General features: G+C 69.5%; 10 protein-coding genes. 3 read left to right on the top strand and 7 right to left on the bottom strand.

Annotated elements, in window-relative coordinates:
* Positions 1-5 precede the first annotated feature (5 nt).
* Entirely contained in the window at positions 6-992 is a 987-nt protein-coding gene (locus ULB03_RS17225) for an aspartyl protease family protein (protein WP_322484355.1), read from the top strand.
* Positions 993-1024: 32 nt separating this feature from the next.
* Here the strand turns inward: ULB03_RS17225 and ULB03_RS17220 are convergent, their stop codons facing one another.
* Positions 1025-3505, bottom strand: a complete 2481-nt coding sequence (locus ULB03_RS17220) for an ABC transporter permease (RefSeq protein WP_322484354.1) — start codon at positions 3503-3505, stop codon at positions 1025-1027.
* Positions 3506-3746: 241 nt separating this feature from the next.
* On the opposite strand from ULB03_RS17220, the gene tcuC reads away from it, so the two are divergent.
* Positions 3747-5036: an MFS transporter gene (gene tcuC / locus ULB03_RS17215; RefSeq protein ID WP_322484353.1), complete on the top strand. Its 1290-nt coding sequence runs from the start codon at positions 3747-3749 to the stop codon at positions 5034-5036.
* A 3-nt stretch (positions 5037-5039) separates the two neighbouring features.
* On the opposite strand, the gene ULB03_RS17210 is transcribed toward tcuC, so the two are convergent.
* The 6 genes from ULB03_RS17210 to ULB03_RS17185 form a co-directional block, all read right to left on the bottom strand.
* Positions 5040-5657: a class I SAM-dependent methyltransferase gene (locus tag ULB03_RS17210; protein ID WP_322484352.1), complete on the bottom strand. Its 618-nt coding sequence runs from the start codon at positions 5655-5657 to the stop codon at positions 5040-5042.
* A gap of 74 nt (positions 5658-5731) precedes the next feature.
* Positions 5732-7327, bottom strand: coding sequence for a HAMP domain-containing methyl-accepting chemotaxis protein (locus ULB03_RS17205; protein ID WP_322484351.1), 1596 nt, complete (start codon positions 7325-7327; stop codon positions 5732-5734).
* 128 nt (positions 7328-7455) lie between these two features.
* The gene (locus tag ULB03_RS17200; RefSeq protein WP_322484350.1) at positions 7456-8919 is read right to left on the bottom strand and encodes a sensor histidine kinase; all 1464 of its coding nucleotides are present in this window, start codon (positions 8917-8919) and stop codon (positions 7456-7458) included.
* Entirely contained in the window at positions 8916-9590 is a 675-nt protein-coding gene (locus tag ULB03_RS17195) for a response regulator transcription factor (protein WP_145732159.1), read from the bottom strand. The genes ULB03_RS17200 and ULB03_RS17195 overlap by 4 nt, the downstream gene beginning before the upstream one ends.
* A gap of 227 nt (positions 9591-9817) precedes the next feature.
* Positions 9818-11302: a DegQ family serine endoprotease gene (locus ULB03_RS17190; RefSeq protein WP_322484349.1), complete on the bottom strand. Its 1485-nt coding sequence runs from the start codon at positions 11300-11302 to the stop codon at positions 9818-9820.
* Positions 11303-11421: 119 nt separating this feature from the next.
* A complete protein-coding gene (locus ULB03_RS17185; protein WP_322484348.1) occupies positions 11422-12201 on the bottom strand; it encodes a DUF2076 domain-containing protein in 780 nt (259 codons plus the stop codon).
* A 225-nt stretch (positions 12202-12426) separates the two neighbouring features.
* Here ULB03_RS17185 and ULB03_RS17180 point away from each other — a divergent pair, with 225 nt between their 5' ends.
* Positions 12427-13194, top strand: coding sequence for an RluA family pseudouridine synthase (locus ULB03_RS17180; RefSeq protein WP_322484347.1), 768 nt, complete (start codon positions 12427-12429; stop codon positions 13192-13194).
* The last annotated feature ends 364 nt before the right edge of the window (positions 13195-13558 follow it).

The following is a 13558-nucleotide window of genomic DNA, read 5'->3' as shown; positions in this document are numbered from 1 at the left end:
TGGGTTTGCTCGCCCTTGTGGGCGCCCTGGCCCTGCCAGGCGCGGCGTGGGCGGATGCCGCCAATTGCCACCTGAACAAGGTGGCTGAGATGCCGGTGCGGGTGGTCCGTAACCAGCCCATCGTCGAGGCTGAGGTCAATGGCGCCCCTGTGCGCGCTCTGCTGGATACTGGGGCGGATGTCACGGTCATTTCCCAGGCGGGGGCGGCCCGTCTGGGGTTGGAGGTCAGCAGCCAGCATAAGCTGGGCGGAATCGGCGGGAGCGCCGCCATGGGCCAGGTGAAGCTTAAGAAGCTGGTGGCCGGCGGCTGGTGGGCGGACGCGCCCCTGGTGCATGTCGTCCAGAACGAGAATTTCGGCCCGGATGTGGAAATGATCCTGGGCCAGGATATCTTCGCCCAATATGACATTGAACTGGATTTCGCCAGCGGCGCCATCCGCTTCTTCGAGCCCAAGGGCTGCGATGGCGTTCCGCTGGCCTACTGGGCGCAGGATTATGCCGAGGCGGCGCTGCGCCCCACGCTGCCCCTGGGGCACCGCGACATCCAGGTGCGCGTTTCCCTGAACGACCGCGAGACCTGGGCCCTACTGGACACCGGCTTCACCCACAGTTCCGTCCTGCTGCGCACGGCCCATTTGGCGGATGTGCATGAGGACGCGCCGGATGTGGCCAAGGGTGGCGAGTTCCACGGCATCGGCAAGAAGCGCACCCCCACCTGGATCGCCTCCTTCGGCAGCGTCGCCATCGGGGACGAGACGGTGCGCAATGTCCGCCTGAACGTGGGCGACTTCGGCCTGTTTGGCGAGCCGGACCGGGTCAACGCCATCGGCATGTTCCTGGGCGCGGATTTCGCCAAGACCCACCGTATCTACGTCGCCAACAGCCAGGGCAAGGTCTACTTCACCAATGTCGGCCGCCCCATCTTCGCCCCCGCCCTGCGCGAGGCGGATGCGACGCCGGCATCCGATGCCAAGGCACCGGTGGCCAATTGAAGCGAGCTGGCCGCTGGCGTGGACGCTGCGGCCTATTCATAGCGCAGCGCCCGCACCGGCCTTTCCCGGGCGATGCGGGCCAAGTGCCCCGCCACCGTCGCCCAGGCCAGCGCCAGCGACACCGCGGTGGCGGCCACGAACCAGAGCGGGTCGAGCGCCACGCGGTAGGCATAGCCATCCAGCCATCGCCGTAGGGCCCACCAACTGACCGGCCAGGCGATCAGGCAGGCCAGGCCCACCGGCTTGCAGAACTGCCACAGGAGCAGGCGCAGGATCTGCGGCAGGGTGGCGCCCATCACCTTGCGGATGCCGATTTCCTTGGTGCGCCGCTCCGCCGTGAAGGCCGCCAGGCCGTACAGGCCCAGGCAGGCGATGACGATGGCCAGGCCTGAGAACAGGGCGAAGATCCCACCACTCCTGCGCTCCTGGTCATACAGGTGCTGGTAACGATCCGACAGGAACCAGCGGCGGATGGGCTGGTCCGGCACCAGGGCCGTCCAGACGCGGTCGATGGCGGCCAGGCCCGCCGTGGTCTCGCCGGCCTTCAGGCGGACCATCATGACCGAAAAGCCGTCGCCGACATGGAAGATGGCGGGCGACACCGGGCGGTGGATGGAGCGGAAGTGGAAATCCTCCACCACGCCGATGACGGTGCCCCGGATGGTCAGGGCGGAACCGGCCGAGCCCACGGTCTTCAGCACCACCTGTCCGATGGCGGCCTCCGGGCTGGCGAAGCCCAGGCGCCGGACGCCGGAGCGGTTCAGCACCACCGCCGCCGGCAACTCCAGGGCCGTCACCCCCGGGGGCGGCGGCTTGCCCGCCAGCATCCAGTCCGGCCGGTGCACCTTGTCGGCGGGGCGGCCGGGGTCGAACGTCCGTCCCGCGATCAGGCGCAGGCCCATGGTCTGGATATAGCCGAAACTGACGCCCTCACCCCGCATGGTGACGGGGTCGGCGTCCCCGGGCCGGCGCACCAGCTCATCTTCGCCTTCGTTCGGGCTGCCGAGATAGATGGTGCTGGCCGCCACGTCCGCGATGGCTGGCTCTTGCCGCAGCATGTCCATGAACGGGGACCATTTGCCGGGCGCGTCCAGCGTGTCGTCGATATCGACCATGACCATGTTGTCGCGCTGGAAGCCCACCGGCTTATGCTGCGCATACAGATACTGGCTGTGCACCACCGCCGCCGTCACGAGCAGCCCGATGGACACGGCGAATTGGAACACCACCAGCAGGGTGCGCAGCCGCCCGGCGCCGCTGGCGGCGGAGGCCCCGCGCAGCGCTGACACCGGGCTGACGCCGGACAGGACGAAGGCGGGATAGGCGCCGTTGGCGATGCCGGTCAGCAGGCCTATGCCGGCCAGCATGCCCACCAGCGCCGGATCGCCGTAATCCAGCCGGAGGGGCGTGGCCGTCAGGCGGGAATAGAAGGGCAGGGTGACCTCGGCCAGGGCGATGGCCAGGATCATGCCCAGGCCAGTCAGCAGCAGCGCCTCCCCCATGAACTGAGCCATCAGGCGGCCGCGGCTGGCGCCCACCGTCTTGCGCACCCCCACTTCCCGCGCGCGCAGCGAGGCGCGGGCGGTGGCCAGGTTGGTGAAATTGATGGCGGCGACGCCCAGGATCAGCACCGCCACCAGGGTCAGCAGGGACAGGGTGCCCGCGTCGGTTCCCGGCTGGGCGTCGTCCTCGATGGGGTCGGTGTGAATGGCGCGCAGGGGGCGCAAATGGGGCACATGCATCTCCGCCAGCCGCAGGGGACCTTGCGGTGTCTGGGCATCCGGCACCGCTTGGCGGTACCAGGTCGCCAGGTCCCGCTCAACGGCGGCGGCGTTCGCCCCCGGCGCCAGCCGGATGTAGGTGCGCCAGTCCAGTTCGAACCAGTCTTCCCCCGGGTCCGGCTTGGACAGGATGACGGAGGTGGTGGGCACCATCATCAGGGCGGGGGCGAAGTGGGTGGTCTCCGGCAGGTCGGCGACCACGGCGCGCACCGTCAGGCTGTGGTCACGCACCACCAGGGTTTCGCCCAGGGCGGGCCCGTCGCCGAAATAGCGGCGCGCCCCAGCCTGGGTCAACACGACGGCGGCCGGGTCGGCCAGGGCCGCCGTGGCGTCGCCGGCCAGGATCGCGCGGGGGAATACCGCCAGGAAATTGCCATCGACGACCGTGACGATGTCCTTGAACCGCTGGTCACCCTGGCGCACCACCATCCGCCGGCCGCTGGCGCGGGTGACCGCTTCCACCTCCGGCCGGTCCTGGGCGAAGGCGGGGCCGATGGCTCGCCCGGTTTGGGCGATTCGGCGGGCCGCCTGCCCCAGATCGTGGACCTCGGTGTCGATCTGGTAAAGGCGGTCGGCGGCGGGGAAAAAGGCGTCGAAGGATGTTTCGTGCCGCACGAACACCAGGATCAGGATGGCCGCCGCCAGGCCTATGCCCAGGCCCAGCACGTTCAGCGCCGCGTACAGCTTGTGCCGGGCCATGACCCGCAGGGCCGTAGTCAGATAGTGCGTCACCAACCACCCCTTCGTGTCTTTTTGGCCATCCGGTTGTCCGGCCAGCGGTTTTGCACCGGAATAAGCAATAACAAGGCCATCAATAAGCTCTTGTTTTTCCTATGTCGCCGCGTGAGGGTCGCTGTCCGCGCGCGGACAGTGTGCGGAAACGGACGGGGTGTCCGCCGCGACATGCGCGCCCTGGCGGGGCCGCGTCCCGCGTGGCAGGGTGGGATGGTAAGGAAATGGTTGGTGGTGTGAAATGGGTGTGACGCCGGTGGGTGCGGGCCGGGGCCGGTGGTCCCAGGTGATGACGGTGGTGCGGGTTGCCAGCGGCAACTTCCTGGAAATGTACGACTTCATGGTGTTCGGCTATTTCGCCAGCGCCATCAGCCGGGCCTATTTCCCCCAGGGCAATGGCGCCGCCGGCCTGCTGCTGACCTTCGCCACCTTTGGCGCCGGCTTCCTCATGCGGCCCATCGGCGCCCTGGTCCTGGGCGCCTATATCGACCGCAAGGGCCGGCGGGATGGCCTGCTGCTGACCCTGGGCCTCATGTCCGTCGGCACCATCACCATCGCGCTGATGCCGGGCTACGCCACCATCGGCCTGCTGTCCCCCCTGCTGGTGCTGCTGGGCCGGCTGGTGCAGGGGCTGTCGGCGGGGGTGGAACTGGGCGGCGTCTCCGTCTATCTGGCGGAAATCGCCACGCCGGGCCGCAGGGGCTTTTACGTGAGCTGGCAGTCGGCCAGCCAGCAGGTGGCCGTCATGGTGGCGGCCCTGATCGGCGTGACGCTCACCTTCACCCTGACACCGGAGACGATGCAGGCCTGGGGCTGGCGCATCCCCCTGGTGGTGGGCTGCCTGATCGTCCCCTTCCTGTTCCAGATCCGCCGCTCCCTGACCGAGACGGAAACCTTCCTGGCCCGTACCCACCACCCCACCGGGCGAGAGATCATGGCCACCTTGGCGGCCAACTGGGGCGCCGTCCTGACGGGGATCGGCCTGGTGATGATGACCACGGTGTCGTTCTATTTCATCACCGCCTACACCCCCACCTTCGGCCGCGACGCCCTGCATCTCAGCGACCTGGACAGCCTGCTGGTGACCCTGGCGGTGGGGGCCAGCAACCTGCTGTGGCTGCCCCTGTCGGGTGCCCTGTCCGACCGCATCGGCCGCCGGCCCATCCTGGTTGTTTGCACCCTGCTGGCGCTGGCGACGGCCTATCCGGCGCTGAGCTGGCTGGCGGCGGCGCCCAGCTTCGGCCGCCTGCTGGGGGTGGAGCTGTGGCTGTCCTTCCTCTACGCCAGCTATAACGGCGCCATGGTCGTCTATCTGACGGAAATCGTGCCCGTGGCCGTGCGCACCGCCGGCTTCTCCCTGGCCTACAGCCTGGCCACCGCCGCCGGCGGCTTCACCCCCTTCATCAGCACCTACCTGGTGAAGCACGGCGGCAACGCCGCCATGCCGGGGCTATGGCTGTCGGCGGCGGCCCTGTGCGGCCTGATCGCGGTGCCGGTCAGCACGCGCTTCGCCAAGCGGCATGCCGTTTAAAGGTTAGCCCGCCCCCCGCGCCAGCCACACCGTATGCCCGCCGCAGTCGGGGTCTTCCGCCCTGAACGCCACGACGTCGAAGCCGTGGCCATCCAACAGGGCGCGGTATTCGGCCGGGTCCAGGCTGGCGTGGTACAGCGGCTCCCCGGCATAGCTGCCTATGGCCACGCCGTGCTGTGGGCCGCTGGTGAACATCAGGGCGGCACCCGGCAGGGCGTGGCGCTGGAAGACGGCGAATAGGGCGCGCTGGTCGTCAGCCGTCAGGTGGAAAAAGCTGTTCCAGGCCAGGATGCCGGCGTAGCGCCGGTCCAGATCCAGGCCGCGCATGTCGGCCAGCCGCCAGTCCTGTTCCGGCATGCGGGTGCGGGCCAGGTCCAGCAGGGCGGGGGCGGTGTCCACGCCGGTGACCGCGCGGCCGCAGTCCACCAGATAGGCCGCCATCGGCTGCCCGCCGCCACACCCCAGGTCCAGCATGGGGCCCGGGGGCGCCAGGGCCAGGAAACGGTCCAGCCAGGCGCGCTCCATGTCCGGGCGCCGCCGCTGGGCGGCCTGGCGATCGGCCTCCCATGCCAGGCCATGGCGCTGGTACAAGCTGATGATGCCGTCGGCGTCTTTGTCCATGGGACTGTCCGGGGTGCGTGTCCTTGGTGCCGCCAAGGATACGCTCTCAGGCAGGCCAACGGCGACCGGCAATGTCAGGCCGCGCGCACCGTCGCCAGGAAGTCCGTCACCTCGCGCCGCAGGAGCTCCGCCTCGGTCGACAGGCTGCGGGCTGCGGCCAGCACCTGGGTGGCGGCGGTGCCGGTTTCGCCGGCCGCCTGCGTGACGCTCGTGATGGTGCCGGACACCTCGCTGGTGCCGGCGGCCGCCTGGCTGACGCTGCCCGCGATGTCGTTGGCCGCCGCGCTCTGCTGGTCGACGGCGGCGGAGATGGCGGCGGCGATGCGGTTGATCTCCCCGATGGTGCCGGCGATGGTCGAGATCGACTGGCCGGCGGCGTTCGACGCCGACTGGATGTCGTTGACGCGGCTCGCCACCTCTTCCGTCGCCTTCGCCGTCTGGTTGGCCAGGGCCTTGACCTCGCTGGCCACGACGGCGAAGCCCTTGCCGGCTTCGCCGGCGCGTGCCGCTTCGATGGTGGCGTTCAACGCCAGCAGGTTGGTCTGGCTGGCGATTTCATGAATCAGGGCGACCACGGCGGTGATGTCGGCCGCCGAGCTTTTCAGCGTCGTCACCGCCGCGACCGTCTCATCGGTGGTGGTGACCGCTTCCGAGGCCACGGTGGACGACCGCGCCACCTGGCGGCCGATTTCCTGGATCGACGCCGACAGTTCCTCGGTGGCGCTGGCGACGGTGTTGACGTTGGCGGCGGCCAGTTCCGCGGCGCTGGCCACGGTCTGCGACTGGCGGCTGGTTTCCTCGGCGGTGGCGGCCATGGCCTGCGCCGCCGCCTGCATCTCCGTGGCCGCACCGGCCACGGCGTCCACCACGCCCTTGACCGACTCCTCGAAGCGGGACGCCATGCCCAACAATGCCGCCTTGCGCTGCGCCTCCGCCTCCTGCTTCTCGCGGGCCGCCGCCTCTTCCATGGCGCGGACGCGCAGGGTGCTTTGCTTGAAGGCCTCCGCCGCGTGCGCCAGGTTGCCGATCTCATCCCGGCGGCCCAGGCCCTGCACCTCCACGGCGGTATCGCCCGCCGTCAGCCGGGCCATGACCGTGATGATGCCGTTGATGCCGCCGGTCACCGACCGGACGACGATGACCGCCAGGACGACGCCCGCCACGATGCCCAGGCCGCTGATCGCGATGGTCAGGGTCATGGTGCGGCTGAAGCGCGCCATCGACTCGTCGAAGATGCGCTTGGCCTCATTCACCTGCAGGGCGATCAGCGGGGCCAGGGCCGTGGTCACGCGCCCGAAAGCCTCCCGGTCCTGCGCGTCACCGGCCGGCAAGGCGCGGTAGGCGGTGTAGAGGGGCTCGAACGTGTGGGCCAGGGCGGCCTCTTCCGGGGTCAGGTAGGTCGACATGTAATGCGTCCACGCCGCATCCATGCCCGCCTCGGCGCCGGGGGCCTTCTCACCCGCGCCGCGTGCCGCCCGCAGCTGATGCAGATTGTCCTGAAGGGCGTTCAGATCGGCCAGGGCGACCGTGCGGTCCTCATAGACGCTCTTGAGGTCCTGGTTGGTGCTCCACGCCCCCCGCAAGCCCAGGGCGCCCGCCACGATGGCGACAAGCGCCAGGCAGCCCACCAGGATGGTGAGCCGCATTCCGATCTTCAGGTTGTTCAGCATGATGGTAGGCCGGTCCTCGATGATTCATTGCTCAAATTTGTGGCAGTTGGGTTGAGCAATGATTAACGGGGTAGTACGCAGGGCCAGATTCGTAAGGATAGCAAAAGGATAGGATCGCTGGCCCAGCGTCACCCGACAGGCAGCAGCAACTGCGCCTTCAGGCCTGGGCCGTTGTCCTCCAGCACCAGGGCGCCGCCGTGGCGCTGGGCGACGGCGTCGACCAGGCTGAGGCCCAGGCCGCTGCCGGGGCGGGCCTGGTCGCGTTCCAGACGGAAGAAGCGCTCGCGCACCCGCTCGCGGTCCTCCGCCGGGATGCCGGGGCCGTTATCGGCCACGGTGATGCGCACCCGGCTGCCACCGCCGGGAATGGGGCCGTCGCTGGACACGGTCAGGCTGACATGGCCACCCTCGGGCGTGTACTTCAGGGCGTTGTCCAACAGGTTGGCCAGGGCCTGGCCCAGCAGTTGGCGGTTGCCCTGGACCAGGGCGGCCGGGCCTGTCGCCTGCACCGCCATGGTGAAGGTGATGCCTTGGTCCTCCGCCACCGCGTCATAGAGTTCGCCGGTGCTGAGAGCCAGGGTGTCCAACTGCACGGGGGCGATGGGCAGGTTGGCGCCGGACTCCACCTCCGCGATGGCCAGCAGGGCGCGGAAGGTGGCCAGCAGGTGGTCCACCTCCTCGATCGCCGCCTCCAGCACCTCGCGCGGGTTCTCCACCGTCTCATGCATCAGGGCCAGTTCCAGGCGGGTGCGCAGGCGGGTGAGGGGGGTGCGCAAATCGTGGGCGATGCCCTGGCTGACATGGCGGATGCCGGCCACCAGCGCCTCGATGCGGTCCAGCATGGCGTTCAGGGTGTGGGCCAACTGGTCGAACTCGTCGCCGCTGCCGGTCAGGGGCACACGGCGGACCAGCATGCCCTCGCGGATGGCCTCCGCCGTGCGCGTCACGCCGTCCAGGCGCCGCAGCCAGACGCGGCTCATGGCCAGGCCGCCGACCAGGCCCAGCACCAGGGCCAGGCCCATGCTCCAGCCGATGACGCGCTCCAGCCGCTCGCGCAGCACCCGCACCTCGCCCAGGTCGCGCCCCACCAGGACGCGGTAGCCGCCGGGCAGGGCCGCGATCAGGGCGCGCACGTCGCCGGGGCGCACCTGGCCGGTGCTGGGGTCCTTCACCGGCAGGTTGACCCATCCGGCCTCATCCACGCCCTTGGGCCAGAACTGGTTGCCGGCCAGGGTGGAGCCGGAACTGGCGGACAGGATGTAGATGGACGAGGCGTTGCCCATGCCGCGCTCGTTCACCGCCTCGGCCAGGCCCGCCATGCCGCCGGTGCGATAACGGTCGGCCAGGGCCTGCATGTCCTCGCGGATGGCGGTGTCGGCCTGCCCCGCCAGGAATCCCGCCGTGGACCAGTAGATCAGCCACAGCACCAGCAGGACGGAGCCGATGAACAGCCCGAGATAGATCAGGGCGAAGCGGAAGGTGGTGGTGCGCAGCAGCCGTCCCAGATGGCGATCCGCCGGGCGATGCCGGTCGGCGGGCGCGTCACCGGCCGTGCCGCCATCATTCCCCTTCGCCCAGAGGCGGCGCTTCAAGGCCGTAAGCAATACCCGGCCCCCCGCACGGTCTGGATCAGGGCATGGTCGAAGCCCTTGTCCACCTTCTGGCGCAGGCGCGCGATGTGCACGTCGATGACGTTGGTCTGCGGGTCGAAATGATAGTCCCACACCTGCTCCAGCAGCATGGTGCGGGTGACCACGCTGCCGACATTGCGCATGAGGCATTCCAGCAGTTGGAACTCGCGCGGCAGCAGGTCGATGGCCTTGCCGCCGCGCTTCACCGTGCGGGCCAGCAAATCCAGCTCCAGGTCGCCGGCCACCAGCTTGGTGGCCTGGGCCTGCGGGGCGGCCCGGCGGCGGCCCAGGCTTTCCAGCCGGGCCAGCAGCTCGGAAAAGGCGTAGGGCTTGGTCAGGTAGTCGTCGCCGCCGGCGCGCAGGCCGGTCACCCTGTCCTCCACGCTGCCCAGGGCGCTCAGCACCAGCACGGGCGTGTCGTTGCCGGCGGCGCGCAGCAGGCTGACCAGGGACAGGCCGTCACGGCCGGGCAGCATGCGGTCCACCACCAGGGCGTCGTAATGCTCCGCCCCCGCCAGGTATAGCCCCTGCGTGCCATCGGGCGCGTGGTCCACGGCGTGCCCGGCCTCCTTCAAGCCTTTCAGCATGTAGGCGGCGGCCTGGGCGTCGTCCTCGATGACTAGGATCTTCATGGGCGCAAAACCTGGTTTGGGGTAGGCGTAACCGGCAGAAGACACGAACTCCGGCTGCCGAAGGCCGGCGACCGCCGGCCCGGGCCGGTCAGGCCCGTGAGCCAAGCCGCCGGATGGCGGCGTCCGGCGCTTGAGGGCCAGCTACCAGACCAAAGGGCCGGGCGGTGGTGATCCGCCCGGCCCTGGTGCTCCGTCATCCGGCTCCGTCACGGGGCCGGGGGCCGGCATCAGCCCTTGGGGGTCACCGGCAGGGGCAGGAACATCTGCTGGTCACCACGGCGGACCAGCAACAGCACGGACTTGCGGCCGTCCTTCTTGGCCTTTTCCACCTGGGCGTTGACGTCGGCGGGGGTCTTCACGCTTTCGTTGTTGACGCTGGCGATGATGTCGCCGGGGCGCAGACCCAGGTCGTCCTTGCCCGGATCGACGATGACGACACCTTGGGCGTCGCCGTCCAGGCCCAGGCGCTCCCGGGCGCGGTCGTCCAGCTTGCCCAGCTTCAGGCCGGCGACGCTGGTGTTGTCGCCCTTGCCGTCCGTCGAGTTCGCGCCGACGGCCGGGCCGTCCTTGTCGTTGCTGGGCGCCTCACCCAGCTTCACCGAGACGGTGATGGCCTTGCCGCCGCGCAGCACGCCCAGGTCCACGGTCTTGCCGGGATCGATGCCGGCCACGTTGCGGGCCAGGTCGCGCTGGTTGTCGATGGCCTTGCCGTTGATGCTCTGCACCACGTCGCCCTGCTTCAGGCCGCCCTTTTCGGCCGGGCTCTTGGGCGAGACGGCGTTGATGATGGCGCCCTTCGGCTCCTTCAGGCCCAGGCTGTCGGCGATCTCCGGCGTCACGGCCTGCAGGGTCACGCCCAGATAGCCGCGCTGCACGTGGCCGGTGGCCTTCAGCTTCTCGATCACCGGCTTGGCCACGTTGGACGGGATGGCGAAGCCGATGCCGACGGAGCCGCCGGTGGGCGAGAAGATGGCGGTGTTGATGCCGATGACCTCGCCATTGGCGTTGAAGGTCGGGCCGCCCGAGTTGCCCTTGTTGATCGAGGCGTCGATCTGCAGGAAGTCGTTCAGGTTGGCGGGGTCGATGTCACGGCCGCGGGCCGAGACGATGCCGGCGGTGACGGTGCCGCCCAGGCCGAAGGGGTTGCCCACGGCCACCACCCAGTCGCCGGGCCGCATCTTGTCGCTGTCGCCGAAGGCCAGGGCCTGCAGCGGCTTCTTGGCGTCCACCTTCAGCAGCGCCAGGTCCGACCGTTCGTCCTGGCCCACGATCTTGGCGGGCACGTCGTCGGTCTGGTCCTGGAAGTGGACCTTCACCTCGTCCGCCCCCTCGATGACATGGCGGTTGGTGACGATGTAGCCGCTGGGGTCGATGACGAAGCCGGAACCCAGGGCGGATTCGATCCGCGGGCGGCCGTTGCCGCCGCGCCCGCCGGGCAGGGCGTCATCCGGCAGGCCGAAGTGGCGCATCATCTCCTGCAGTTCCTGGGGCACCTGTGGCGTCGTCACCTTGTGCGCGGCGGTGATGGTCACCACCGCCGGCGACACCTTCTCCACCAGGTCGGCGAAGCTGGGCAGGGACGCCGGGCTGGCGGCGTGGGCGGTGTTGGCGGCCGGCGGGGCCACCAGCGCGGTGCCGGTCATCAGCCCGATGGCCAGCGCGGTGACGGCCAGGCGGGGAAAGCGCTTCTTGGTGCTGGGAACGGTGGTCATGGTCTAACGCTCGCTTTCACGAAGATATTCTTGGTCTTGGGAGTTCCCGGGGTCGGCCTTTCGGCGAGAGCCGGGGCAGGAGGTTGGCCGGCGGGGCGCGGCCGGCCTCAGGTATCACTTCAGGTGTCGATGGAACCGTCGTCGAAGCCGCCGTCGTCGGCGGTGTCGTAGCTGGCGTCCTGGTAGCCGCTGGTGTCATCGCGGTAGTTGTCGTCGCGATAGCCGGCGTCCTGGCGGCCGGGATCGAAGCCGCCGCCGTTCTCATTCACGATGGTCTCGTTGACGGTGGTGTTGTTGATCACCGTCTCGTCGATCCGGTCGCCGCCGTAACCGGCCCCCCAGGGGGAACCGCCCAGGCCGCCGCCAAGGGCACCATGACCGCCGCGGAACAGGGACTCCACGGCATCGGCCGCCAGCACGCCGCCGGCGACGCCGGCCATGGTTTCAAACATGCCGCGCATGAAGCTGCGGGGCTGGGCATAGACGGGCGGGGCGCCGTAAGCCGGCTGGCCATACGCCGGCTGCTGCGGCGCATAGGTTTGGCCATAGGCGGCCTGACCATAGGGCGCCTGGGGCTGCTGCGCCGGGTAGGAGGACTGCCCCCAGGGGCCGGGGGAGGAGGGGGCGGACGATTGGCCCGACGATGGGCCGGTGAAAGGCGGGGGACCGCCCTGGGGGCGGGCGGTCGCGGTCTGCTGCAGATCGGCCAGGCGACGCTGCGCATCCACCAGTGCCTCCTGCTGGGCCAGCAGCGCCTGCGCCATGATGTAGGGCAGCGCCGGCTGGCGGGAGAGGGCCTCACCCACCAGGCGATCCGATTCCGGGTCGCGGGGCATGCCGTCCAGTCGGGACACACGCGCCAGCAGGGCTGTCAAATCTTCGCGGTCCTTCGGGGTCATGATGGTTTCTCGCCTGCTTTCCTCGGTTGGGCGTGGGCTACGCCGACCCAATTAACATGGGACGATCATCGCCCGCCGCAACGAGGATGATCATGGTCGGAACAGACTTTCCAGCCTATGGAGGCAGGATTAAGTTTTTTTCATGCGGTGATGGGCCTAAAGCGATAGGAACACGGTCTTCCTTTTGATTGTCGAGGGTGTCCCTCAGGGGCACGCCATCCTTCCATGGCCATCATGCTACCCCTGGCGCCCCCCGCCTACACACCGGAGGAGATGCGCGCCCGCGTCCTGCACCAGGACGCCGACGTCCTGATCGTGGACAAGCCCTACGGCCTGCCGGTGCATTACGGCACCAAGTCCACCGACCATCTGGAACGCTATCTTCCGTGGCTGGTGGCGGAGGACGCGCCGGCGCCGCGCCTGGCGCACCGGCTGGACAAGGACACCACCGGCTGCCTGGTGTTGGGCCTGAACGAGACGGCGTCCACGCGCCTGGGCAAGCTGTTCCTGGCCGGCCGGGTGGGCAAGCGCTATTGGGCCGTGGTGAAGGGCCGGCCGGCGGCGGCGGAGGGACGCATCGAGCTGCCGCTGATCAAGCGCCAGGTGCCGGGCTGCTCCCGCATGATGGTGGACCACGAGGAGGGCAAGCACGCCCTCACCGAGTGGCGGGTGGTGGCCGAGGGTGCGGGCGCGGACGGCCAGGCGTTGTCCTGGCTGGAACTGACGCCGCGCACCGGGCGCATGCATCAGCTGCGCGCCCATTGCGAGGCCATGGGCTGGCCCATGCTGGGCGATCCCATCTATGGCCGCGACTGGCGCGTGGAGGGTGGGCGGGAACGGGCGCCGACCGTGCCCCTGCACCTGCACGCCCGCTGGGTCGCCCTGCCCTGGGGGCCGCTGGCGGAGCCGCCCCTGACGGCCACCGCGCCCCTGCCGCCGCACATGCGCGAGACGTTCCAGCGCCTGGGATTCGCAGCGGAGACGGCCGGCTGACGATGCGACTTTTAGGCGACGGGTTGGCGCGGCATGCCGCGTATAAGCATCGTCTCAAGGGTCACAAGACGAAGGCCCCCCAACATCGAAGGCCCCAAAGAGAAAAGGTCGGTGGCATGACACCACCGACCCAGTAGGCTTGGAAGGAATTCAAGACAGGACGGAGGCAACCGTCTTGGCTTGGTAAATCCACTACCGCGACCGGACAGGCCAGGACGCCGGACCGATCACCGCAGGTACGGGGAACATCCGCCGGGCAGGGTGGTCTAGAACCCCAGCCCGGGGCTTCGCCGGCGCCAGTCCCGTCCCCCAGGGTTGGGGCAGAGGGGGCGGGACGTCGCTCGCGGTCTAGAACGAGCGTGGC

Source organism: Nitrospirillum goiasense (assembly GCF_034427435.1).
GTDB lineage: Bacteria > Pseudomonadota > Alphaproteobacteria > Azospirillales > Azospirillaceae > Nitrospirillum.
The sequence above is the reverse complement of the archived record's forward strand: the minus strand, read 5'-3'. Positions and strand labels throughout refer to the sequence as shown.